Annotated in this window: 22 protein-coding genes; 5 read left to right on the top strand and 17 right to left on the bottom strand. The window is 61.6% G+C overall.

Annotation, left to right across the window (positions count from 1 at the left end; translation table 11 throughout):
* Positions 1 to 140 precede the first annotated feature (140 nt).
* From NW822_RS04750 to recJ, 8 genes are all read right to left on the bottom strand, one after another.
* Positions 141 to 311 carry a high light inducible protein gene (locus tag NW822_RS04750; RefSeq protein ID WP_414361756.1) on the bottom strand — a complete coding sequence of 57 codons (171 nt, stop codon included), beginning with the start codon at positions 309 to 311 and terminating at the stop codon, positions 141 to 143.
* A gap of 75 nt (positions 312 to 386) precedes the next feature.
* Positions 387 to 1,451 carry a spermidine/putrescine ABC transporter substrate-binding protein gene (locus tag NW822_RS04745; protein WP_414403681.1) on the bottom strand — a complete coding sequence of 355 codons (1,065 nt, stop codon included), beginning with the start codon at positions 1,449 to 1,451 and terminating at the stop codon, positions 387 to 389.
* A gap of 175 nt (positions 1,452 to 1,626) precedes the next feature.
* Positions 1,627 to 2,589 carry a CHAD domain-containing protein gene (locus tag NW822_RS04740; RefSeq protein ID WP_414403680.1) on the bottom strand — a complete coding sequence of 321 codons (963 nt, stop codon included), beginning with the start codon at positions 2,587 to 2,589 and terminating at the stop codon, positions 1,627 to 1,629.
* 167 nt (positions 2,590 to 2,756) lie between these two features.
* Positions 2,757 to 3,404, bottom strand: a complete 648-nt coding sequence (gene tmk / locus NW822_RS04735; protein ID WP_414403679.1) for a dTMP kinase — start codon at positions 3,402 to 3,404, stop codon at positions 2,757 to 2,759.
* Between the two features lie 23 nt (positions 3,405 to 3,427).
* Positions 3,428 to 4,528, bottom strand: a complete 1,101-nt coding sequence (locus tag NW822_RS04730; protein WP_414403678.1) for a hypothetical protein — start codon at positions 4,526 to 4,528, stop codon at positions 3,428 to 3,430.
* A 146-nt stretch (positions 4,529 to 4,674) separates the two neighbouring features.
* The gene (gene rdgB, locus NW822_RS04725) at positions 4,675 to 5,268 is read right to left on the bottom strand and encodes an RdgB/HAM1 family non-canonical purine NTP pyrophosphatase (protein ID WP_414403677.1); all 594 of its coding nucleotides are present in this window, start codon (positions 5,266 to 5,268) and stop codon (positions 4,675 to 4,677) included.
* 70 nt (positions 5,269 to 5,338) lie between these two features.
* On the bottom strand, positions 5,339 to 6,004 hold the full coding sequence (locus NW822_RS04720) for a metallophosphoesterase family protein (protein WP_414403676.1): 666 nt from the start codon (positions 6,002 to 6,004) through the stop codon (positions 5,339 to 5,341).
* 3 nt (positions 6,005 to 6,007) lie between these two features.
* Positions 6,008 to 8,452, bottom strand: a complete 2,445-nt coding sequence (recJ, locus tag NW822_RS04715) for a single-stranded-DNA-specific exonuclease RecJ (RefSeq protein ID WP_414403675.1) — start codon at positions 8,450 to 8,452, stop codon at positions 6,008 to 6,010.
* 97 nt (positions 8,453 to 8,549) lie between these two features.
* On the opposite strand from recJ, the gene NW822_RS04710 reads away from it, so the two are divergent.
* Entirely contained in the window at positions 8,550 to 8,957 is a 408-nt protein-coding gene (locus NW822_RS04710; RefSeq protein WP_414361770.1) for a hypothetical protein, read from the top strand.
* Positions 8,958 to 9,148: 191 nt separating this feature from the next.
* The gene (locus tag NW822_RS04705) at positions 9,149 to 10,177 is read left to right on the top strand and encodes an SPOR domain-containing protein (protein ID WP_414361772.1); all 1,029 of its coding nucleotides are present in this window, start codon (positions 9,149 to 9,151) and stop codon (positions 10,175 to 10,177) included.
* A 253-nt stretch (positions 10,178 to 10,430) separates the two neighbouring features.
* Here NW822_RS04705 and NW822_RS04700 read toward each other — a convergent pair whose 3' ends face one another.
* The 3 genes from NW822_RS04700 to NW822_RS04690 all read right to left on the bottom strand — a co-directional run bounded on the left by NW822_RS04700 (position 10,431) and on the right by NW822_RS04690 (position 13,376).
* Positions 10,431 to 11,126, bottom strand: coding sequence for a DsbA family protein (locus NW822_RS04700; protein ID WP_414403674.1), 696 nt, complete (start codon positions 11,124 to 11,126; stop codon positions 10,431 to 10,433).
* A gap of 146 nt (positions 11,127 to 11,272) precedes the next feature.
* A complete protein-coding gene (locus NW822_RS04695) occupies positions 11,273 to 11,800 on the bottom strand; it encodes an RNA recognition motif domain-containing protein (RefSeq protein WP_414403673.1) in 528 nt (175 codons plus the stop codon).
* A gap of 232 nt (positions 11,801 to 12,032) precedes the next feature.
* Positions 12,033 to 13,376: a glutamate-5-semialdehyde dehydrogenase gene (locus tag NW822_RS04690; protein ID WP_414361777.1), complete on the bottom strand. Its 1,344-nt coding sequence runs from the start codon at positions 13,374 to 13,376 to the stop codon at positions 12,033 to 12,035.
* Between the two features lie 243 nt (positions 13,377 to 13,619).
* Here NW822_RS04690 and ctpC point away from each other — a divergent pair, with 243 nt between their 5' ends.
* Together ctpC and argF are read left to right on the top strand one after the other, a co-directional pair.
* On the top strand, positions 13,620 to 14,918 hold the full coding sequence (gene ctpC, locus NW822_RS04685; protein WP_414361779.1) for a carboxyl-terminal processing protease CtpC: 1,299 nt from the start codon (positions 13,620 to 13,622) through the stop codon (positions 14,916 to 14,918).
* A gap of 54 nt (positions 14,919 to 14,972) precedes the next feature.
* Entirely contained in the window at positions 14,973 to 15,893 is a 921-nt protein-coding gene (gene argF, locus NW822_RS04680) for an ornithine carbamoyltransferase (RefSeq protein WP_414361781.1), read from the top strand.
* Between the two features lie 27 nt (positions 15,894 to 15,920).
* On the opposite strand, the gene NW822_RS04675 is transcribed toward argF, so the two are convergent.
* Positions 15,921 to 16,346, bottom strand: coding sequence for an ExbD/TolR family protein (locus NW822_RS04675; RefSeq protein WP_414361783.1), 426 nt, complete (start codon positions 16,344 to 16,346; stop codon positions 15,921 to 15,923).
* A gap of 3 nt (positions 16,347 to 16,349) precedes the next feature.
* Positions 16,350 to 17,042 (bottom strand): MotA/TolQ/ExbB proton channel family protein, encoded by a 693-nt coding sequence (locus tag NW822_RS04670; RefSeq protein WP_414361815.1) that lies wholly within the window; start codon positions 17,040 to 17,042, stop codon positions 16,350 to 16,352.
* 173 nt (positions 17,043 to 17,215) lie between these two features.
* Between NW822_RS04670 and purH the strand changes: the two genes are divergently transcribed.
* Entirely contained in the window at positions 17,216 to 18,823 is a 1,608-nt protein-coding gene (gene purH, locus NW822_RS04665; protein WP_414403672.1) for a bifunctional phosphoribosylaminoimidazolecarboxamide formyltransferase/IMP cyclohydrolase, read from the top strand.
* On the opposite strand, the gene NW822_RS04660 is transcribed toward purH, so the two are convergent.
* The 4 genes from NW822_RS04660 to NW822_RS04645 form a co-directional block, all read right to left on the bottom strand.
* A complete protein-coding gene (locus NW822_RS04660; RefSeq protein WP_414403671.1) occupies positions 18,820 to 19,542 on the bottom strand; it encodes a transporter substrate-binding domain-containing protein in 723 nt (240 codons plus the stop codon). The genes purH and NW822_RS04660 overlap by 4 nt on opposite strands.
* A 77-nt stretch (positions 19,543 to 19,619) precedes the next feature.
* On the bottom strand, positions 19,620 to 19,976 hold the full coding sequence (gene rplT, locus NW822_RS04655) for a 50S ribosomal protein L20 (RefSeq protein ID WP_414403670.1): 357 nt from the start codon (positions 19,974 to 19,976) through the stop codon (positions 19,620 to 19,622).
* A 96-nt stretch (positions 19,977 to 20,072) separates the two neighbouring features.
* Positions 20,073 to 20,273: a 50S ribosomal protein L35 gene (gene rpmI / locus NW822_RS04650; protein WP_414361819.1), complete on the bottom strand. Its 201-nt coding sequence runs from the start codon at positions 20,271 to 20,273 to the stop codon at positions 20,073 to 20,075.
* 117 nt (positions 20,274 to 20,390) lie between these two features.
* Positions 20,391 to 21,617 carry a class I SAM-dependent methyltransferase gene (locus tag NW822_RS04645; protein ID WP_414403669.1) on the bottom strand — a complete coding sequence of 409 codons (1,227 nt, stop codon included), beginning with the start codon at positions 21,615 to 21,617 and terminating at the stop codon, positions 20,391 to 20,393.
* Positions 21,618 to 21,678 lie beyond the last annotated feature (61 nt).

Raw genomic sequence — 21,678 nt, 5'->3', positions numbered from 1 at the left:
GGAACAAATTGGCGTGGCTGTTTGGGCTTCGCTCTGGCTCGGAACTGCAGCAAAAGCCCGGCTGCTTGAGCAAGCTGGAAGAGGACAGCCGGGCAAAAAGGTGTCTAGCTAGTGCTTCGACCCAATCAGGCGGGCTGGGATTACATCAGGCCAATTTGAGAGAGGATCCCTTGGCCCGTCAGCAGCTCGGTCAAAACGCCAATCACAAAGCCCAACATTGCCAGACGGCCATTCCATTTTTCGGCGAAGGTGGTAAAGCCAAACTTAGCTTCTTGGTTTTCCATGGTTGCAACTCCATCAAGGGGTGACATCTCCAATCTGGCTCAGATATTAAAAAGTGTCAAGTTTTGTGTCGAGAGCTAACAAGGTGAGGTCGACAAGGATCCCTAGCTGCTTTTGACGGCAGTCCAGACAGCGTCTACGAGACGGAGCTCCTCCTGGGACAGCACTTTGAGGTACCTCAGCCTAGCAAAGGTTGCCTCATCGGGATAGATAGCTGGGTTTTGGCGATCCTGCGGGTTAATCTTAGGTAGGGCGGCAGCATTGGGGGTGGCAAAGCGGTTGTAGTTGCTCAGTTGGGCGCCAATTTCCGGCTCCAGAAGGAAGTTGATGAAGCGGTTGGCCAGCTCCGGGTTAGGAGCTTTGGCTGGGATGGCCATCACATCTAGCCAGATGTGAGCGCCCTCGCGAGGGACAAAGTAGCCAATGTTGGGATTTTCCTCAGCAGCTTGCAGGGCATCGCCGCTGTAGACAACTGCCACGTTGGCTGTTCCGGAGACTAATTGATTTTTGCCGCCCACCCCGCCAATAAGGCCAGCGCTGCGGCGTTTGGCTTGAATTAACAGCTCCTGAATCTGCTGCAGCTCCGAGGGAACGGTAGTGTTGGGGTCAAAGCCTAGATAGAAAGCAGCCGCCGCCAGCATAGAGCGCATCTCGTCGATCATGACAAAGGGGCCGTACTGCTGCTTGGGATCAAAGATCAGCCCCCAGGAGCGCTCAAAGTTTTCCGGCAGGCGGTCTTTGCGGTAGCCAATGCCGGTGGTGCCCCACTGGTAGGGAACCGTGTAGGTGTTTTCTGGGTCAAAGGGCAAGCCGACAAACTTCTCCCCCAAGTTGCGGAGATTGGGAATCAGGGCTTTGTTGAGAGGCTGCAGCAGGCCCAGCTCCACCATGTTGGGCACAACGTAGTCCGTGGGCACGACGACGTCGTACTGGCTCACGCCGCCCCCCCGCAGCTTGGCAATCATGTCCTCGTTGGACTCGTACACACTTACCACCACGCGGCTATTGGTGGCTTTCTCAAAGGCAGTGAGAATGGCCGGGTCAATGTATTCCGACCAGATGTAGAGTTGAAGGGTTTGTTTTTGGGCAGCCGTTCTCAGGGGCCAGAAGAAAAGCAGAACCCCTAGACAGCAAAGCAAGGCAGTGGCCCTGGCGATTCCCTTTTTCATGGGCATTTTCAGAGAAGGGGCAGGAAGCTACCGGGCAGGTGGCGGTGAAGGGGTCAGGACCTCCTCGGTGAACAAAAGCCGACCTCCCCTAGCGTTGACACAAAAGCAGGTCTCAACGCCGTCCCTGCAAATTAGCAGGCCATAGACTGAGAGCAGGCTTGTCCACCCCTACGCCCTAGCCTACCACCTGAGCTTCCCCGTTGCTGCTTTCCCTAGCCGAGAATAGCAGTTGATATAGCCGCTGCTGCTCAGCGGGGTTGCAGTAGCGCTGTTGCTGCGGGGGCCAGTCCTGGAGAGCCAGCTTCTGCTGCTGCTGCAGCCAGTTTTGCAGACTTAAGTCGGCAGGTAACTTGGCCCGCAGAACTTGCAAATCGTGAAAGCGGCCCAACTGTTCCTGCAAGCCCTTGAGGGTCTTCACCCAGTCTTGGAGGGCCTCCCCGTAGAAAGGAGCAAAAAACTCTAGCTGGTAGCGCAGGCGTTTGGTAGCTTTGCGCAGGTCGTGCAGTTGTTCAGCCTGAACTTCAGTTTCCGGGAAGGCCGGGATCCGCCAGCCCGGCTGCAGGAACCAGGCAGCCAGCAAAGGGGCCAACAGGTGAGGTAAGCTCTCCTGCAGGGAAAGCTGGGCCGCAGGCCGGTAGCGAGGGGAAACCAGCCACTCTTCGCAAGCGGCCTGGAACTCAAGGAAGTCTTCCTCTGTCAAAATGCGGCGGGAGTGTTTCTCAGCTTGGGCTTGGCGCCGCTGCAGCTTTTCCCTCAGCTCCTCCAGCTCCCCCTGCTGGTCTGCCGGGATTTGCTGCCAACAGGGCTCCTGGAGGATTTCCAGTAACACGTCCAAATCCCGCTGCTGACCCAGGGTTCTGGTCAACTTTTGCAGACGTTTGGGCTTGAGTGGCTTGGGCAGGCGCACGGCTCCCTGAAACACCTCCACCCAGGTGCCGATGCGGCGCAGGCCCACCCGAATCTGATGGAGGGACTCTGCTGCCTCAGGATGTTGGTTGAGCACTCTCCCCACGTGCTTCTGCAGCCGCTGCCATTGCTGGCTTAACAATTGGTGGGCCCAAGCGGCCACGGTGGGTGGAGGGGAAGACGCCAGCAGGATCGAGTGCTCGCTTTTCTGCTCAGCAGCAATGGCACTCACAGCAAATCTCCTCTACCTCTCAAAACAGGGCCTAAAAAGGGCAGAAGGCTTTCCCTGCATAGCCCACTTACCTTACCCTGAGGTCACCCGCGCCCTCTTCTTTTTTAACCTAATCTTAACCTCTGAGCAGGGTATGGCCAGGGAAACGGTTGAGACCGCCCTTCGAGCTAGCAGGGCGGAGCCTTTGGTAGGCGGGGCCCGACCGCTGCCCAGATGCGGGTGGCCACCTCTGCCGGGGATCCCTCGCCGGGAATGCGAACAATCCGCTGCGGGAACTCGGCAGCTAGAGCTTGAAATCCGCGGTAAACTCGGCGGTGAAACTCCAGGTGTTCTCGCTCGAGTTTGTCGGCCTCTGACTGTGGGGAACGGGTAACTGCTACGCGACGCTGACGCGAACGCGCCAGCCCCACCTCAGGGGGGAGATCCAACCACAGGGTGAGGTGCGGCTGCAGCCCGCCGGTAGCCAAGTGGTTGAGCTGGCGGATCTTCTCCAAGTCCAGCCCCCGACCATACCCCTGGTAGGCCAGGGTAGAGTCGGTGAAGCGGTCACAGAGCACCACCTGCCCCGCTGCTAGGGCGGGAAGGATGCATCTTTGCACGTGCTCGGCCCGGTCTGCCGCGTACAGGAGCAACTCGGCCAGCGGCGTTATGGGATCCCCGTGCAACAGCAACTCCCGCAGCGCTCGGCCGAGGGCTGTCCCTCCCGGCTCGCGGGTACACAGGCAGGCATAGCCTTCTAGAGTCAGCCGCTGTGCCAGCAGCGTCTGCTGAGTGGTTTTGCCCACTCCTTCTCCACCTTCTAAGGTGATGAACACAGCAGTCTCCCTAGAAAGGAGAGCTAGCGCAGATTAAGCTGCGGTTGCAAGTTAAAGGAGTGGCCCGGGATCATCACGTACACGTCGGGGATGTTGGTGGGCTCCAGGCCTTGCAGGGCCAGCCCCTCCACGTTGGAGCGCAGGGCGTCGTTGATGGTGGTTTCCAGTTGGGAGAGAACCTGGGCCTCATTACCCTGACTGGCCAAGCCAGGAAACTGGTTGTAGATGGCGCGGGCCAAGCTGCTGGCCAGAGGGAGCTGGATGAGAGTGAGGTTGGATCCCCCCAGTTGCGGGCCTAGGGTGTTGGCTCGGCCACGGATGCCCAAGGCCTGCAGGGCGTTGGCGGTTTGGCTGACGGGGATGGTGCAGGTGTCCATCTTGTAGACGGGCACAGAAGCCATGGTGAGGGCGGAAACGCTGGTTAGTTGCACCACGGTAAAGGAAGCCGTGCCGTTGTAGGCAAAGCAAAAATCCCGAAAGGCCGCCGGTACATTGGCCGCGCGGATGGGGCGCTCATCGTCAAAGCCACCCGACTCCGCGAAGAGGTTGCGGATGGCAAACCCCCCAAAGAAAGCCAGCAAGGCCACCACCAGCAGGATTGTCAGATCCGAAGAGGAGACTCCCCCTGAGGAGCTGCTGCTGCGCCCTCCACCTCCATACCCCCCACTTCCCCCCGAGCCGGCAGGGTAGCCGTAAGTTGCAGAACGGCTGTACTCGCCCCGGGAGGAGCCGGCATAGGCGGCGGATGCCGCGTAGCTCCGGTTGCTGGAGACAGGGCGCCGGGGAACCAGGGCCTGTCCAGGACGGCTGGCCCCCGGCCGCGAGGACCCTGTCTCGGCATCTTGCGAAGAGCCAGCCCTTCCTTCTCTTCCGTTATCCTCTGCTCGCGGCGCGCGCCCAGAGAGACGAGTAGCGGACGCCTTCCCATCGTTTCGCTCCTCTTCCTCTTCTAGCCAGTCTTCGGCACCGTCGGGGGAGGGGGCAGAACCTTCCTCCGGCAGAGGGGGCGGGGAACGTCGGCCTTGGGACTCTGAGCTGCTGGGAGCTTGGCCGCGGCTTCCCTCACCGGCAGCAGCCGCTGAGTCTGAAAAACGGTTTGGATCGCGCTCCTCAGAGAAGGTCATTCTTCAGGCTCCCAACGCAAAACTGGCACTCCCATCTTCCTAGACCGAGAAAACCTGCTAGCAAGTAGGATCCACAGGTTGGCAGGGATGGCCGCGTGTGCTGCCGTTAGGCTCCCCTCTTGGACCCCTGCAGCCGTACCTCCAAGCTAGCCTAGACTGCGCTCCAAGATCAGGAGCTGTTCTTTCAGGGCCCTCAGGGCCTGGCCACGGTGGCTGACGGCTTCCTTTTGCGCCGGGCTCATCTCGGCAAAGGTCAGCCCCACCTCCGGCACCCAAAAGAGCGGGTCGTAGCCAAATCCTCCTGCTCCCCGGGGCTGAGCCAGTATCTCCCCGTGGCAGATGCCCTCCACCAAGGCCCGCACCTGCCCCTGGGGATCCACGAGGGCAATGGCGCAGTGAAAGCTGGCTTGGCGGTTGGGGATCCCTTCCATCTCCCGCAGCAGCCGCGCGATGCGGGCGGCATCGTCGGGGGCATAGCGGGCCGAATGGATCCCGGGGGCGCCGCCAAGGGCTGCCACCGCCAGCCCAGAGTCATCGGCAATGGCCCACTCCCCCAGAGCGGCTGCTACAGCCTTGGCCTTGAGAAGGGCATTTTCGACAAAGGTGCTGCCGCTTTCTTCCACTTCTATCGCTGCCGGCAGGGGGCGCAGATCCCAGCTGGGAGCATGGGCCTGGAAGAAGGTGTTGAACTCCCGCCATTTACCAGGGTTGCTGCTGGCCAAGATCAAGGGGCGCGCCATAGGCTGGGGATCGCGGGAAACACAGGTATCTTAGCGGAAGAAAGCAGACAGCAGAGGGCTGCCCAGGTCCTTAGGGGATTTCCAGAACCATGTTGTGCAAGGCCGTGTTGATCACCAGGGTGGAGCCGCAGCGTTCCACCTTTCCCCCGTCCCAGTGCATGTGGCCGCAGATGTAGTAGCGCGGCTGTAGGTGATCCAACAGGGGGCGCAGGGTGGGCATGCGGCGGTGGTACCATTTGCCGCCTTCGTCCAACAGGCCCCGCGGCGGCGCGTGGCTAAGCAGCAGGTCAATGGGGCGAGGAGGCTGGCTATAGAGGGTAAGCAGCTCCTGCAGATGGCTGCGGGTAAGGGTCCAGCTCCAGCCGCAAGGGGGAGTCCAGGGCACCGCCAACACTTGCAGCCCTAGCCACTCAAAGTAACAAGACTGGGTGATGGCCCGTCCCCACCTGCCAGCTAGGGCATCCAACACGGCAGCGGCTGGGTCGTGGTTGCCGGGCAAAAAGAGCCAGGGCTTGCCCAGGCCGTCTACTGCCGCCAGGAAAGATTGCAACTGGATGACCTCAGCTTCGGCTGTTGGGTGAAAGCCTTGGGTGGCGTTGAGGGAGGGCTTGCCAGCCTTGGAGCAGAAATCGCCGCAGTTGATGTAGCCATCCACCTGGGGCAAGTAGGCTAGGGCTTGCCGGATCAGCCGGTCGTTGCCGTGGTAGTCAGAGCCAAGAAGCAGTTTGATCCCCATGGGCTAGCAGAAGTCGGGAGGGGAAGCCAGAACCCTGTCTGGCGACTGGGATCCCTGCAGCAGGGCAGCCACCTGTGGCCAGGAGCTGCGGTACCAGGCCCGTTGGGCCTCCAGTTCCTCTTCCAACGATCCTGTTGGGCCAAACTCCGGACAGGCATACCCTAGCGAGCGCAGGCCCGCCACCAACAGCGCTGGCGATAGCCACCAGTGCTGGCCTAGGCGCAACAGATCCACCTGAGGCCGGGTTTGCAGGTAGTGGCGTAGCTGCCGCTGTAAGGTGGCCGCAGAGGGCAGGGGCACTGTTTGCTGGTGCACGACAATGAGCGGCGCTTCGCCAGCAAGGTAGTGGAGCAGCCACTTGAGGTGCTCTAGAGAGGGGGGCCAGCTCCACAGCCACAGCTGGTCGTAGCGGTGGCCGGCCTGAGGACGGTCGTAGTGAAGAGTTAGCGGGGAGCGCCGCTCAGGATCCAGGACAAAGGTGGGGCGCCGAAAGCCGTAGAAGAGGATGCTTCCCTGCGCCTGGGGCAGGAGGGCAGAAAAGCCATCCACAACTTGCCAACGCAGGGGTCGGGTGAGAGGCGGAGCAGGGCGGTAGATCAGCAGGGGCGAGGGGACTGTTCCCTGCTGGGGAGAAGACTTTGGAGAACCAGCCGCTTGAGCAGGCCGGATCCCGACAATTTCCAGCTCTAGTTGGCTCTCTTCTCCCCACCGCTTGGCTCTGAGGGTGTAGGCGACGTCAATCCGCTTAGGCAAGGGATAGGCTGCGGCTCCCCGCCAGAGAATGGCCCAGAGGGGACGGCTGCAAGTCTTGGCTTGCAGGGGGGATCTGCCGCTGTGGTGGCAAGGCTCAGAGGGATCCTGCAGGAGCAACTTTAGGTGGCTGGGGGTATCCTCCCCCTGGGCAGGCCGCGGGCCAAATCGCTGCTGTTGCACCACCTGCAGGTTGCGGCTGCAAAAGACCGGCTCAGGATTGCCGATGCCACAGGGTTGCAGCCGTTGCAGCTCCTGGTAGAGGTCGAGGGTGAGATCCGCCAGGGCCACCTCAGCATCGATCCGCACCAAGGGCCGGATCTGTTCCGGCTGCAGACGCTGTTGGGCCAATTGCCGCAGCCGCTCTTCCAAAAGGGGCCAGTTTTCCGCTTTCAGGCTAAACCCGCCTGCTGCTGGGTGGCCGCCGTGCTTGATCAATAAATCTTTGCAGAGCTCTAGGGCCTGGAACACGTCGAACTCGGGGATCCCCTGCCGCGCCGAGCCGGTGATCTCCCCCTGGCGCGACTGGCTGCCGATAAACACTGGACAGCCAAAGCGCTCCGCCAGCCGCGAAGCCACCAGGCCAATCACCCCTTTGTGCCAGCGCTGCTGGGGAGCTCCCAAAAGGAGTAACACCCGCTCCTGCGCCAGATCCCGCTCTTGCCGGGCCATCTGCTCCAAAGCCTCCGCCTCAATGCGGCTGCACATCTGCTGCCGCACCTGGTTGAGCCGTTCACAGCGGCGGGCCAGTTTCTCTGCCTGCTGCGGGTCGTCGGTGGTCAGCAGCCGGATCCCCAGCTCCGGTCGGCCAATTCGCCCAATGGCATTGATGCGGGGCCCCAGGCCAAACCCTACCCACTCTGGTCGCAGCTCCTCTGGGGATCCCGTCATTCCCATCACTGCCAAGAGGGCACGGATCCCGGCCACCTGGGCAGTAGGCAAAAGGGCTAGCCCCTGCCGCACCCAAAGACGGTTTACCCCCGTCAGGGGCGCCAAATCGGCAATGGTGCCCACCGTAAACAGCTCCAGCGCCATTCGCCCCAGCCGTTCATCGCCGCGGCGCTCCGCCAAGGCCTGGGCTAGGAGGTAGGCCACCCCCACCCCGGCCATTCCCCGGTAGGGAGACGACTCTGGGATCTGCTTGGGGTTGAGGATGGCGTCGGCAGGGGGCAACTGGGGCGGCAGGTCGTGGTGATCTGTCACGATTACTGTTAGCCCTAGCTCTTTGGCTAGACGAATGGGCTCGTGGGCAGCAATGCCGTTGTCCACCGTGAGGATGAGGCGCACTCCCTCGCGGTGCAGCTCCTGCACCATGCGGCTGTTGAGGCCATAGCCCTCCGTAAGGCGGCTGGGAATGCGGTAAACCACCGGTGTGCCCCGCAGCGCCCGCAGCAGGAGGGCCGTGCTGGTCATGCCGTCGGCATCATAATCGCCGCAGATGGCAATGGGCTCCTGCCGGTGCAGGGCCTTCTCCAACAGCTCTATCGCTAGGGGCAGGTCGGCAAAGTCACGGCTGGGTGGAGGCAAGCAGGAGGGATCTGGCTGCAAATAGTGGCCAATCTCAGGGAGGCTGCGGAGGCCGCGGTTGAGCAGGATCTGGGCTAGGAGAGGCGAAATCCCCGCTGCTTTAGCCAAGTGGCTTGCCCTTGGCTTATCCTCAGGCTGAAATAGCCAGCGCTGCTTAAAAATTGCAGCCATTCCCCGAGTCGGACAGCCAGCTGCCAGTGCTACAGTTGGCCTATAGGTGGGCCCTTTTTGAACTTACTCCAAAACGCTCCTCCGCTGACTAGCTTCGATGTACTCTCTACTGCTTACCTATAGCCTCAACCCTCTAGTGGGACTGAAGCTGCTGCTGCGATCCCCTGAGCAAACTTCCCTGTGGAGTTTGGCGCGTCAGCTCTGGAGATCCCGGGGAGGGGGATCGCGGCTTCAGATTGCCCTAGGCCGCCTGGTGCCCGAGCAAACTGAGCACCTTTCCCCCTGGGAGGTGCTGCTGCGATCGCGGTTTTTCATTGCTCTGGAAGCTGCCTTGCCGGATCAGGTCCTGCCTGCTCTCCCTTCTGGGCAGGGATCCGCCATTCAGCTGGCCCGCTACACAGAAGGTTCCCAACCCTACAAGACTGAGATCCTCCGCTTTTCCCTGGGAGGAGCGCCTGCTCTTGCTGCACCGCGCCGCTACAGCTACCGTCGCCGTTGCTTCTAGGGGCTGCAGGTAGCAGGCGCCTCCTTACCTATGGCGGCAGGTCTATACTGGAGGGGGATCCAATCTGCGCTTCTCCCGTGAACGCTGGGTTGCGTAACGGCTGCCAGAGGGGGGCAGGGGGTGGCTGGGGAGGAGGGAGTAGTCTCCTGCGGGGCAGTCCTTGGCCGCGCCTAACAACAGCGGTAGCTCTCTTGGGGGGCTCCCTAGCAACTGCTTTCCTTGCCCTGCCTGCTGCCTTTGCCCTCACCCGCTACCAAGTCCACGTCTTGGCCAACGAACCCGAAGCCTTAGCGCGGGTGCGCCGCCAAGTAGCGGATGCCTACTTTGTGCAGGAGGAGGGTCAGGTCTTCATTCTTGCTGGAACGTTTGTTAACCGTAGCCACGCCCAACGCCGCCAAGCTGAGTTGGCACGGCTGGGGTTGCCAGTGCGGGTGGTGAGCCGCCAAGAGACAGATCCACCCCTGCCGCCGGCTTTTCCCGCCCTGCCGGCGCCAACGGCTCCTCCCTTTGATCCGCGGCGGCCCTTTGCCACCCACGTGCCCAACCCCCATAGGGATCCGCTGCTGGAGGAGCGAGTGCGCCGCTTCTTTCCCCAAGCCATTGGAGTGCTCTACCGCGGCCAGCCTTCCCTGCAGACGGGGACTTTCTCTCGCCTATCGCTGGCGCAGGAGCAGGCCCGCTGGTTGACTGCCCAGGGATTGCCGGCAGTAGTTGTGTCACTGGCAGAAGGGAATGCTGCGTCACCGCCCGAGGAGCCTGCCCAAGGAGAACGCTATTGGGTGTTGGTGGCCGATCCCAGCGGCGAGAAATTGGCGGCTTTGGAGCAGCTCCTGCCGGGATCTGTGCCCCTGATCTACGACAACCTGCGGGTGGTGCGCACCGGTGGCTTTGCCGATCTCGCAGGGGCCACTGAGCAAGTGCGTTACCTAGCCCGCCAGGGCTACGCAGCGGGGATCTTTCCCGCTGACCTGCGCCGCTCGCGCCCTCTTCTGGTTCAGGATTCGCCTCCCGCTCTGCAGGAGGCTAGCCCGGGGGGGTTCTGGGTGGTGGTTCAGGCTGGCGAAGAGGCGCTGCCCAAAGTGCAGCAGTTTGCACCCGATGCTTTTGTGCGCGGCTCAGTAATTCAGGTGGGCACTTACCGGCAGCGGGCCAATGCCGAACGGGCACAGCGCAGCTTGGCGGAGGCGGGGTTTGACGCCCGCATTCTGCCTGTGGAGTAACCGCGGTCGTCTTCAGCCGTTTCGCTGCTGGTTAAGCATTGCTATTGGCCCTCCTTGCGGCAGGGTGGGTCCATCGCCGCCAGGTTTGCCGCTGGCAGTTGGGTGGGCTTGACCCAGGAATACTGCACCCCTGCGGGCCTCCCCCAGGCGCTGAGGGTCAAAGCTCCTCTTCGGCTGGATTTTCTTTGCCGCGGCTGAGCCAGCGCCGAAGGCGGGGCTGCTGGCCGCCCCGCGCTGAATAAAGTTGGGGCCCCTAGAGGGACTGCTTGGCCTGTTGCAGCGTCTGCTCGAACACCTCCAAAGGCTGCGCCCCCGAGAAGGCGAGGCCATTCAAGATGAAATAGGGGGTACCGCTAATGCCCAGTTGGGAAGCCAGATCCATGTCTCGCTGCACAGCCCGCTCCGCCGCCTGGCTGAGCCGATCCCGATTGAACTTCTCCACGTTCAGGCCCAACCTTTGGGCAGTGGCTACGTAGAATTCCTCCCCCAGCTGGGATTGGTTGGCAAAGAGCTCGTCGTGGAACTCCCAAAACTTGCCTTGCCGGTGGGCAGCCCACGCAGCGCGAGCTGCCGCCACTGCTTCAGGGTGAATGCCGGTCAAGGGCAGGTGCTTGTACACCAGGGTTACCTCGTCCCCATGTTTAGCTAGGAACTCCTTCAGGGTCTGCTGGGCCCGGGCGCAAAAAGGGCATTGAAAATCAGAAAACTCGACCAACACGAGCCGCAAGGACTCGGAGCCGGTGCGGGGGGAGTCACCAATTACAGCGCGAGGGTTTTCCCTCAACTGCCGGCCAAATTCCTCTACCAACTTCTGCTGCTGCTTCTGCTGCTCTTCGTACTGCCGCTGCTGGTACTCCTGCACCGCCTCCAGGATTACCTGAGGATTTTTGCGAATAATCTCCAGCACCTGCTTCTCCAGGTCTGCCGGAGCTGCAAAGACAACGGGCACTCCCAGCCAAACTAGAAGCAGGCCGAGGGACCCAGCCTTGGCTAGGTGCCGTAGCCCCCTGCAAAAAACCCTTGCCAGATTCTCCATTTTTCAGCTCCTCCCTCGATGCGCTTTGAGCTACCCTGTCTAGCCTGCTTTTAGAGCAGCTAGGAATTGGCAGCTTGCAAAAGCTGCTCTTTGATCCGCTGCAACTGGCTGGCCCAGCGGGGATCCGGCTCAACGGCCTCTTGCGGGCCCCCCTTGACACCCCTCCTTTTGCTACTGTGCTGGCGCTGCTTCTTGCCCGAAGCAGACTTCTCCCCTGCCGTTTTGGAACCTTTGGTAGAACTCTTGGGCGCTACTTCCCCAGCTGCCTTGGGATCCGCGGCAGACTCCTTAGCTGGGGAAGGGGAGGCAGCTGCTTTGGCTTCGCCACCTTCCCGTTTGTCGCGCGGCTGGGCAAGTTCAATGCGCAAGTTGACGTCGCCAAAGCTGTGGCCATTGAATCTCTCAATATACTGCTGGGCCTGTTCCTCGGTGCTTACCGTAACAAAGCCGAAGCCGCGGCATTTGCCCGTCTTCCGATCCCGAATCACCTTGGTGGAAATGACCTCACCTGCAGATCTAAAGAGCTTCTCCAGTGCCTCGCGATCTACCTCTGCTGGCAGATTTCCAACGTACAGACGAACGGGCATAATACCGTGAAGCTCCTTACCGAGGGGATAGAAGTCCAACCTGCAAAGGGCCAGTCCAGAAGGGCTGCTCCAAGGGGAAACCCAGAACTCCAGCGTTCCCCGTTTCCTCAGAGGGCAGTACAGTCTATGACCCTTGCAAAGCCTAAAGCTACCTTTTAAATTTACCTCAACCTCAGGCCAAAAAAGCTCAGCAAAACTAGCTTGCTCAGTTGGGGCAAGCCAGGGATCCTTCCTAGGCCAGGCCAGTGAGGTTCAAGCGATCCCGATGCCGAAAGGGACGGGCCTGGGGGCCAGTGTAGTCAGCTACGAGATGGCCTCGCCCCCGCAGCTGGTAGCGGTAGGTCACAAGGCCTTCCAAGCCCACCGGGCCGCGCGGCGGCAGCTTTTGGGTACTGATCCCCACCTCTGCTCCAAAACCGTAGCGAAAACCATCGGCAAAACGGGTGGAGGCGTTGTGAAAGACCCCTGCTGCGTCCACTTCATCGAGAAAGCGCTGGGCAGCGGCGGCATCTTCGGTCACGATGGCCTCGGTGTGCCGAGAGCCGTACCGTTGGATGTGGGCAATGGCTTCGTCAAGAGAATCCACCATCTTGATGGACAGGATCAAGTCCGCGTACTCGGTGCTCCAGTCGGCCTCAGTGGCCGGGAGCAAATCCGGCACCAGCTCGCGGCAGCGGCGATCCCCGCGCAACTCCACCCCTTTCTCGCGCAGCGCCTGCACGGCCAGAGGCAAAAACTGGGGAGCAATGTCTGCGTGCACCAGCAGGGTCTCAATAGCATTGCAGGCAGCGGGGTACTGGGTTTTGCTGTCTAGCGTCAGATGCAATGCCATCTCCACATCGGCAGCCCGATCCACGTACAGGTGGCACAGCCCATCGGCATGGCCCAGCACCGGGATGCGGGTATTTTCCATAATGTAGCGGACAAAGCTGCTGGAGCCGCGGGGAATAATTAGATCCACCAGACCTTCCAGCTGTAGCAGAGCTTGGATCTCCTCGCGGCTGGTAAGCAACTGCAAAGATCCCGAAGGAAAGTCGGGAACTTGCTGTAGCCCCGCCTGCAGCGCGGCCATCAACGCCTGGCAGGAGCAGAGTGCCTCCGCTCCGCCTTTGAGCAGGACGCTATTGCCCGTCTTTACCGCCAGGGCAGCAATTTGCACCAGGGCGTCGGGCCGCGACTCAAAGATCACGCCTAGCACCCCTAGGGGATAGGTGCGCCGCTCCAGCACCAGCCCCTCATCCAGCTCGCGGATAAGAAGGGATCGCCCTACTGGGTCAGGCAGCCGCCTCACCTGCTGTACCCCGGCTACCATCTCGGCCAATTTGTGGGCATCCAACTTCAGCCGGGCATAGGCTGCGGCCGACAACTCCCCGCTTTTGAGTTGCTCCGCTGCCCGCTCCAAATCTTCCCGGTTGGCCGCCAGGATGGCCTCTTGCTGCTCCAGCAAAGCAGTGGCCATGGCCTCGAGGGCCGCATCCTTGATCTCAGTAGGCAGGGTGGCTGTGCGCTGGGCGGCAGCCCGAGCCGCTTGCACCTGAACTAGCAGGGAGGAGTTGGCAGGAGTTGCAGGAGACATTGGCAGAGAGGCAACAAGACCCAACCCAAAGGGCTACAGAAAGTTGCAATCTCCTCAGTCAATGGGTTTCTGGCAGCCGCTTTACCAGGATCCCTATGCTAGCTTGGGCAAAATTGGGCAGTGCTATTAGCAGCCTATCAGAATTTGGACGCTGCGCAGACTAGCCGGGCAGGCTGCTGGCGGACAAGGAAGCCCAGCCCATCCTCAAGTATCAATCTAGTAGCGTGTCTTCCAGGAGAGCCGATGAGAAAGCGTGGGTTTGTGGTGAGTGCAACGGCTGCCGTAGTTACAGCCGTGTCATTGGTTGGCGTACAGCTATCCATGCCGGGTTGGGCGGGGTTTCGCCGGGATCCCAAAGAGGTAGTGGACGAAGTTTGGCAGATTGTCAATCGGGAGTACGTCGATCCTTCCTTTAATTCCGTCGACTGGGAAGCGGTGCGCCGCGATCTGCTTAGTAGAGAATATGCCACCCGCGAGGAGGCCTACGAGGCAATTCGAGAGGCTCTCAAGAAGCTCAACGATCCCTATACCCGCTTTTTGGATCCGGATCAGTTTGCCAGCATGCAGATTGACACCTCGGGGGAGCTGACGGGCGTGGGGATTACGCTGGGTGTGGATCAGGAAACCAATGAGTTGGTCGTGATCTCACCCATCGAAGGCTCCCCTGCCGATCGCGCCGGGATCAAGTCCAAAGACGTGATCGTGCGCATCGACGACAAATCCACCGAAGGCATGGACACCAACACCGCCGTCAGCCTCATTCGCGGCGAGCCGGGCACACGGGTGCGGCTGACCATCCGTCGCGAGGGGGAAGGGCTAAAGGTGTTCGACCTGGTGCGGGAGAGAATTGAGCTGGCTACCGTGCGCTACGAGGCTCGCCAGGAAAAAAATGGCCTGCTTATTGGCTACATCCGCATCACCCAGTTTTCCGGCAACGCTGCCGACAAGGTGCGCCAGGCCATTCGCGAGCTGGAAAAACAAGGGGTGGCCGCCTACGTGCTGGATCTGCGGGCCAATCCGGGAGGGCTGCTCTACTCCAGTGCCGAGATTGCCCGCATGTGGATTGACCGGGGGAGCATTGTCTCAACGGTGAACCGGCAGGGGGAGCAGGATCGCCTGGTGGCCAACAACAGCGCTCTTACCGACAAGCCTCTGGCTGTCCTGGTGGACGGGGGATCCGCCAGCGCCAGCGAGATCCTCTCAGGAGCCTTGCAGGATAACCGCCGCGCCGTGATTGTTGGCACGCAAACCTTTGGCAAGGGCTTGGTGCAGTCGGTGCATCCCCTCTCCGATGGGTCAGGGTTGGCGGTAACTATTGCTCGCTACCGCACGCCCAAGGGCACCGATATTGACCACAAAGGCATCACCCCCGATATTGTGGTGGAGCTCTCAGAAGAAGATCTCGAGCGCCTCAGCAAGAACCGCGAGCTGGTGGCCACCGCCGCTGATCCCCAGTACGCGGCTGCCGTTCGCGCCCTCCAGTCCCAAATTGCAGCCCGCCAGCAACCAGCTCCCGAGGTCGTTCGGTCCTCTTCCCGTTAGCCGCTGCTGGAGTATCGTGGGCAGGTAGGCCCAATGGCGAGGAGGGCAGGATCCATGAATTTGGCTGGACGGGATCTGCTCAAACTGAGCAACTTGACGTCAGCAGAGCTGGCGGCCCTGCTAGCCCAGGCAGCGGAATTGAAGCGGGATCCCTATCGGGTGGATCTGCGGGGTCGGGTGCTGGGGCTGTTGTTCCAGAAGGCTTCCACCCGCACCCGCGTTAGCTTTACCGCCGCCATGGCCCAGTGCGGAGGCAGCACCCTGGATCTGGTGCCGACGGCAATGCAGATAAGCCGCGGTGAGCCCTTGCCGGATACAGCCCGTGTCCTCTCCCGCTACCTAGACGCGATTGCCATTCGCACCTACGACCAGCGGGAGCTGGAAATCTTTGCGGAATATGCCGAGATCCCGGTAATCAACGCCCTCACGGATCAGTTTCACCCCTGCCAAGTTTTGGCCGATCTGCTCACCATTCAGGAGAACTTCGGCCAACTGGCGGGCCTGACCTTGGCCTATTGCGGCGATGGCAATAATGTTGCCCATTCCCTGCTGCTGGGCTGTGCCATGAGCGGGATCCACATCCGTGTCGCCACGCCCCCCGGCTACGAGCCGGATGCAGCGGTGGTGGCAGAAGCGCAGGCCTTGGCCCAGGGATCGCAGGTGCTGGTGTTACGGGATCCCTACGAAGCGGTCGCGGGAGCCCAAGTGGTCTATACCGACGTCTGGGCCAGCATGGGCCAAGAAGACCAGGCCGAGGCCCGCAAAGCCCACTTCCTACCCTACCAGGTCAATGCCAAGCTGCTGCAACAGGCAGATCCCGAGGCCATTGTGCTCCACTGCCTGCCCGCCCACCGGGGGGAGGAGATTACGGCCGAGGTTTTGGAGGGATCCCGGTCCCGTGTTTGGGATCAGGCGGAAAATCGCCTCCACGTGCAAAAGGCGCTGCTAGTTCAACTGCTGGGGGCAGGGGGATAGTCCCCCTCTCTCGCAGCGGGGAGCCTGTTAACGGCTATTGCTAGGGCGGCGGGCAGCAATGGCCAGGCTGACGTTGGGCAGCCGCTGCAGGGCATCCATGACCTCCACCACTTTGCCGTGGGAGAGGGCCAAGTCGGCATTGATCACCACCAAGCGTCGCCCTTCAGCCGGCTTCTCGGCCAGGATGCGTTCCACTGCTGGGATCAGAGCGTCAAGATTGGCAATTTTCTTGCGGTTGACGGCAATTTGGCCCTCAGCCGTGATGCTCACCGTAACGTCTGGCTGGCGGCGGGCTTCGGCTGTGGAGGCCTCTGGCAAATTGACCTCGAGAGCCTCGGAGCGGGTAAGCACCAGGCTGGCGATGACGAAAAACACCAAGATAGAGAAGATGACATCGATGAGAGGCACGATGTTGATCTCGGCGGGTCTAAAGTTTTCTTCTGGGATGCGCATAGGCTAGGAGGGCTCAAGTGGAGAGTAGGGGGGAAGGGTGGAGCTGCCGCTGGGGCCGGGCTGGGTGTAGGAAAACTGGGAAAGCTGCTGGGCTTGCATCTCTAGCCGTTGCCGGTGCAGCAACTCCAGCTCGCCGCCGTACTCCTGGATCTTGGAAAGTTGCCGCAGGTACAGAGAGCGAAAGACATTGGAGATCAGCAAGGTGGGAATAGCCACAATTAACCCGAAGGCCGTCGAGTAGAGGGCCTCGGCAATTCCTTGTCCCACCCCCTGGGTATTGGTGCCGCCAATATCCCCCAGTTGGATGGAGCTGAGGATCTGGATAATGCCAGTCACAGTGCCCAAGAGGCCCAGGAAGGGGGCAACGGTAATCACCGTGTCGAAGAGGGTGTTAAAGCGTTTCAGCAGGGGCACTTCTGCCGCCAGGGCTGTCTCTAGGGCCAGTTTAAAGTCCTCAGGGCTGGCTTCGTTGAGCTCCAGGGCGGCCAAAAAGATGCGGGCAATGGGGAGATCCGCATTCTGCTCCAGCAGGTACTGGGCGGCTCTGGGGTTGCGGCGGTACTGGCTGAGGGCTTGCCGCACCACCTCCTCCTGTCGGTGGGTCACCTTCCACCAGAACAAGGCCCGCTCGAGACAACAGGCCACCGAGAGAACCGAGAATGTCAACAGGGGGATGGAATAGTACCAACCCTGGATCAGGAGCTGCAAGACTCTGGCCATACAACCCCGACGACTCACGCCCCTCTTGTCATAGCACTTTCCCAGCAAGGCTGGGATCCCCTTTTGCCCACTTGACGCCAAGCTGCTGATTTAAGGCGTGGAATCAAGAGGCTGCTGGTGTATTTTTTGTTTGAGGGAACCAACAACCTATGCCTGCTCAGCCCTTCCCCCCTTTGGCGCTTCTCAGTGTCTTTGATAAAACTGGCCTGATCCCGCTGGCTCAGGCCCTCGTGCAGGAGCACGGCTTTCAGCTGCTCAGCAGCGGAGGCACCGCCAAGGCGCTTTTAGAGGCCGGGATCCCGGTCACCCCTGTTTCAGACCATACCGGCGCCCCGGAAATCTTGGGGGGACGGGTGAAAACGCTGCACCCCCGCATTCACGGGGGCATTCTGGCCCGTCTGGAGCGCGGCGAAGACCGGGCAGATCTGGAGGCCCTAGGGATCCCTCCCATCCAGTTGGTGGTGGTCAATTTCTATCCTTTCGAGCAGACGGTGGCCCGGCCAGGGGTGTCGCTGGAGGAGGCTTTCGAGCAGATTGACATCGGCGGGCCCACGCTGGCGCGGGCGGCAGCCAAAAACTATCCCCACGTTACCGTGCTCACCGATCCCAGCCAGTACCCTCAGTACTTGCAATTGCTCTCTAGCTCCTCCAGCGAGGCGGAGCGGCTGGCCTTTCGCTTCCAGTGTGCCCGCCGTGCCTTTGAGCGGGTGTTGAGCTACGACCGTGCCATTGTCCACTACCTGGCCCGCTCCGAGCTGTCCCGCCCCTCTCCAGCTCCTGCAACCCCTGCCGCCCAGGTTTTTCAACTGCAAGGGATCCCATGGCAGCGCCTGCGCTACGGAGAAAACCCTCACCAAGCCGCCACCTGGTATGTGGTGGATGCGGCTGCTCCCGGCTGGCATCGGGCCAAACAGTTGCAGGGGAAAGAGCTGAGCTACAACAACCTGCTGGATCTGGAGGCGGCCCGCGCCCTGGCGGCAGAACTCAGCCTAGGGCTGGCCAACGGCCCTAGGCCAGCGGTGGCGGTGATTGTCAAGCACAACAACCCCTGTGGGGTAGCCGTTCGCCCAACTCTGGCTGCCGCTTTTGAGGCGGCTTTGGCCGCCGATCCCGTCTCCGCCTTTGGGGGCATCGTTGCCCTGAACCAGACGTTGGACAGGGAGACTGCCCAGCGCCTGGCGGAGCCTTTTTTGGAGTGCGTGGTTGTCCCGGCCTGCCCACCTGAGGCAGCTGAGCAACTGGCAGCCAAAAAGAACTTGCGGCTTCTGGTTTTGCCGGACTTTGAGGTTGGGCCAACCCAAAACCTCCGCACACTGGCGGGGGGTTTTCTGGTGCAGGAGGCCGACTTGCCCCAGGAAGCCGACCGCCGGCAGTCCTGGCGGGTGGTGAGCGAGCGCCAGCCGACACCGGAAGAGTGGGCGGATCTGGAGTTTGCCTGGATAGTCTGCAAACACGTCAAATCCAACGCCATCGTCGTTGCCCGGCAGGGGCAGACCCTCGGCATTGGCGCAGGCCAGATGAACCGGGTGGGCGCTGTCGAGATTGCCCTTCGCCAGGCTGGCTCGCAGGCAGCAGGAGCAGTTTTGGCCAGCGACGGCTTTTTCCCCTTTGCCGACAGTGTGGAGGCGGCAGCCCGTGCTGGGATCCGCGCCATCATCCAGCCGGGAGGCAGTCTCCGCGATGCCGATTCCATTGCTGCTGCCAATGCTGCCGGCATGGCCATGGTCTGCACTGGCATCCGTCACTTTTTGCACTAGGGCAGACCCCAGGCTCTGGCCCGCTCCGCCAGCCAGCCCTCGGCGCGCAGGTTTTCCAGCTCGCGGCGCACCCGCAGCCGCAATTCAGCATGCTCCAGCCCCTTGGGCAGGGCAATGCCCAGCCCCACCGCCGCCAACGGGGATCCCAAAAACTGAAACTGGGGGTGCTCCGCCAGCCACCCCGCCAGCACCGAGCGATCCGCTGCCCAGACCTGTACCGCTCCTTTTAGGAGCAACTCCGCCCCTTCCCGGTAGGAATCCACCGCCACCAACTCAACCCCTGGGAGGTAGCGCTGGAGGTAAGCAATAGCAGCCGATCCGCGCAGGACGGCAATCCGCGCGCCGCCCACATCCGACCAGCTCGTCCAGTTTTGGGAACGGGCCACAACCAAGCTGGAGCCATCCAGGTAGTAGGCCGAGGTCAACTCCACCTGGCGCGCCCGATCCGGCGTGATGCCAATTTGGGCAATGGCCAGATCCACCCTCCCAGTGGCCACTGCCTGCAGCCGCTCCCTATTGCTCACCGGCACCAGCTCCACCGCCGCCGGGGATCCCAGCAGCCGGGACCCCAGCTCGCGGGCTAGGTCAATCTCAAACCCCTGCAGCTTGCCTTCGGCATCGCGAAACCCCAAGGGCCGGAGGTTGTCTTTGACCGCCACTCGCAACTGCCCCGACCGAACAATCTCCAGCCAGGGGCGGGCAGCAGCAGGAATCCCCATCCCCCCGCCAGCTAAAGCTAGGCTGGCCGCCAAGCAAACCTTCCCGACCGCCGTGGCCAACGGAGACCGCGCTTCCATTAGGAGGCGCGAGCCTGGCGGGCTGCCTCCACCACTTGGGTAAAGGCTTCGGGATCCAGGAAAGCCAGGCGGGCCAACATTTTACGGTTGAGCTGGATATTGGCTTTCTTGAGGCCGTCGATGAACTCACTGTAGCGCAGGCCCTGGGCACGGGTGGCGGCGTTGATGCGGGCAATCCAGAGGCGGCGAAAATCCCGCTTCTTGCGGCGGCGATCCCGGTAGGCGCGGCGCAGCGCCTTCATCACCTGCTGGTTGGCAGTGCGAAACAGCTTGGAGCCGGCTCCGCGAAAGCCTTTGGCTAGCTTGAGGATCTTCTTACGACGCTTGCGGGCAACATTGCCGCGTTTGACTCTCATGGCAGTAACCCAATACAGATACCGAGGCCAACAGAGCTTGAGACTTCCAGCCTGCTGTGGCGAGGGCTCACCCTAGGCTGAGGGGGTGGATTTCCCCTAGTGGGTGTTGGGCAGCATCAGGCGCACATTGACCAGATCCTGCTTGCTCACCAAGGCCACACCCGCCAACTTGCGTTTGCGGTTGCTGGTTTTGTGCTCAAGTAGGTGGTTGTGCCCGGCTCGGCGGCGCAGGAACTTGCCGTTACCAGTGAGGCGAAAGCGCTTAGCGGCTGCCTTGCGGGTTTTGATCTTGGGCATGGCGATAACCCCAGAAATGGCCAGGGGAAAGGTCACAGTCTCCTAGCATAAGCTAGGGAAGTCCAAGAAAGCAAATGCCGCAGTAGCCTCTTTCTGTCTCAGACTCGCCAAGAGCCCTCAAAAACCGTTCTCTTGCGGCTCCAAGAGCAGCACCTGCCAGCGCAGCAACTGCTGCAACTGCGGCCAGCTCAGGGGAGAGTCTAGGCTCTCTTGAAGGGCTTGGACGGTGCGGATCCCGTCCACCTGCTGCAAAAAGGCAAAGGCCTCCTCGCTGAGGGAGATGGCCTCGTAGGCGTAGTTGAAGAGGCTCCGCCCTGGCCACAGACCCAGGCAGGGGCTGAGGTGAGCCACTGCCGCGGCCACCTCCTCTGGATGGGTCCATTCCCAGCGGCAAATGGGGGGCTTGCCAAGAAACAGCTCGTAGTGGGCCACCACCGGATCCAGCAGCTCAATCAGGCGGTAGCGCTCCAGCTCCGGCAGTTGAGCCGCCTGGGCTAGTAGGGCCTCATCCTGGCCCAACACCCGCTCCAGCCGCCAAAACTCCGGGTTGGAAAAGCGCAGAAACTGCAGTCCGGAGGCGCGGATCAGCTCAAATAGGGTCTCAATGTTGTAGTTCACCTCCTGCGGGTGCAGGTACATATCGGCAAAGCATTCGTCGTCCACGTTCTCGATGGCCCAGCGGGCCTGTTCCTGCTGCTGGATGCGGTTGCTTGCCGGCAGGATCTCGAAAAGACGGCGACCCACCTGGAGGGCCTTTTGCAATTGCTCTGGGGAAGCGAGGGGTTGGTGTTCAGAGCCGGTAACCAAGAGGCGGATGGCCTTCTGCATGAGGCGAATCTCATGGCGGCCCAGCTCGCCGTAGACAAACAAATGCAGGATTCCACCGGGAGCCAATTTGCTGGCCAGCGCCTGGAGCCCCGCTGCTGGATCGGGCAAGTGGTGGAGCATACCCACGCAGTTGATGAAGTCAAACTGCCCTGGCAGTTGGTCGATGTCGTAGACGTTGAGCTGGCGAAAGTGCACCGGTGGTGCCTGGGAAGCCCGACAGCGGGCCTCGGCAATCTCTAGAGCGCGGCTGCTTAGGTCAAAGGCCCAGATTTCGGCGTTGGGGTTTTGGTGGGCGATATACTCCGTCCCCACCCCAGAGCCGCAGCCAGCGTCCAGAATGCGCACTGGGCGGCGGCCTGGATGAGCACCTGTGCAGAAGGCATAGGCCTGGGGCCAGCTCCAGCGCCAGTTCCACCCTGGCGGGGGAACGGTGGCGATGGGCTGTGGCGGGAAGGGGTAGAGGTCGTAGAGCTGCCGCACTTGTTCGAGGATCTGTTCGGCGCTGCGGGACTGCATAGGCTCTCCGGCCAGACTATAGTGACGATATCTCCTCTGAGGACATTTCTCCCCGACGATC

This window comes from Synechococcus sp. H70.2, from assembly GCF_047462275.1.
In the GTDB taxonomy this organism is placed as follows: Bacteria; Cyanobacteriota; Cyanobacteriia; order Thermostichales; family Thermostichaceae; genus Thermostichus.
The sequence above is the reverse complement of the archived record's forward strand: the minus strand, read 5'-3'. Positions and strand labels throughout refer to the sequence as shown.

What these genes read in the sequence shown, in the direction of transcription:
- NW822_RS04750 (WP_414361756.1), bottom strand. Translation starts at nt 311, where the DNA reads ATGTCACCCCTTGATGGAGTTGCAACCATGGAAAACCAAGAAGCTAAG.
- NW822_RS04745 (WP_414403681.1), bottom strand. Translation starts at nt 1,451, where the DNA reads ATGAAAAAGGGAATCGCCAGGGCCACTGCCTTGCTTTGCTGTCTAGGG.
- NW822_RS04730 (WP_414403678.1), bottom strand. Translation starts at nt 4,528, where the DNA reads ATGACCTTCTCTGAGGAGCGCGATCCAAACCGTTTTTCAGACTCAGCG.
- rdgB (WP_414403677.1), bottom strand. Translation starts at nt 5,268, where the DNA reads ATGGCGCGCCCCTTGATCTTGGCCAGCAGCAACCCTGGTAAATGGCGG.
- NW822_RS04720 (WP_414403676.1), bottom strand. Translation starts at nt 6,004, where the DNA reads ATGGGGATCAAACTGCTTCTTGGCTCTGACTACCACGGCAACGACCGG.
- recJ (WP_414403675.1), bottom strand. Translation starts at nt 8,452, where the DNA reads ATGGCTGCAATTTTTAAGCAGCGCTGGCTATTTCAGCCTGAGGATAAG.
- NW822_RS04710 (WP_414361770.1), top strand. Translation starts at nt 8,550, where the DNA reads ATGTACTCTCTACTGCTTACCTATAGCCTCAACCCTCTAGTGGGACTG.
- NW822_RS04695 (WP_414403673.1), bottom strand. Translation starts at nt 11,800, where the DNA reads ATGCCCGTTCGTCTGTACGTTGGAAATCTGCCAGCAGAGGTAGATCGC.
- NW822_RS04690 (WP_414361777.1), bottom strand. Translation starts at nt 13,376, where the DNA reads ATGTCTCCTGCAACTCCTGCCAACTCCTCCCTGCTAGTTCAGGTGCAA.
- ctpC (WP_414361779.1), top strand. Translation starts at nt 13,620, where the DNA reads ATGAGAAAGCGTGGGTTTGTGGTGAGTGCAACGGCTGCCGTAGTTACA.
- argF (WP_414361781.1), top strand. Translation starts at nt 14,973, where the DNA reads ATGAATTTGGCTGGACGGGATCTGCTCAAACTGAGCAACTTGACGTCA.
- NW822_RS04675 (WP_414361783.1), bottom strand. Translation starts at nt 16,346, where the DNA reads ATGCGCATCCCAGAAGAAAACTTTAGACCCGCCGAGATCAACATCGTG.
- purH (WP_414403672.1), top strand. Translation starts at nt 17,216, where the DNA reads ATGCCTGCTCAGCCCTTCCCCCCTTTGGCGCTTCTCAGTGTCTTTGAT.
- NW822_RS04660 (WP_414403671.1), bottom strand. Translation starts at nt 19,542, where the DNA reads ATGGGGATTCCTGCTGCTGCCCGCCCCTGGCTGGAGATTGTTCGGTCG.
- rplT (WP_414403670.1), bottom strand. Translation starts at nt 19,976, where the DNA reads ATGAGAGTCAAACGCGGCAATGTTGCCCGCAAGCGTCGTAAGAAGATC.
- rpmI (WP_414361819.1), bottom strand. Translation starts at nt 20,273, where the DNA reads ATGCCCAAGATCAAAACCCGCAAGGCAGCCGCTAAGCGCTTTCGCCTC.
- NW822_RS04645 (WP_414403669.1), bottom strand. Translation starts at nt 21,617, where the DNA reads ATGCAGTCCCGCAGCGCCGAACAGATCCTCGAACAAGTGCGGCAGCTC.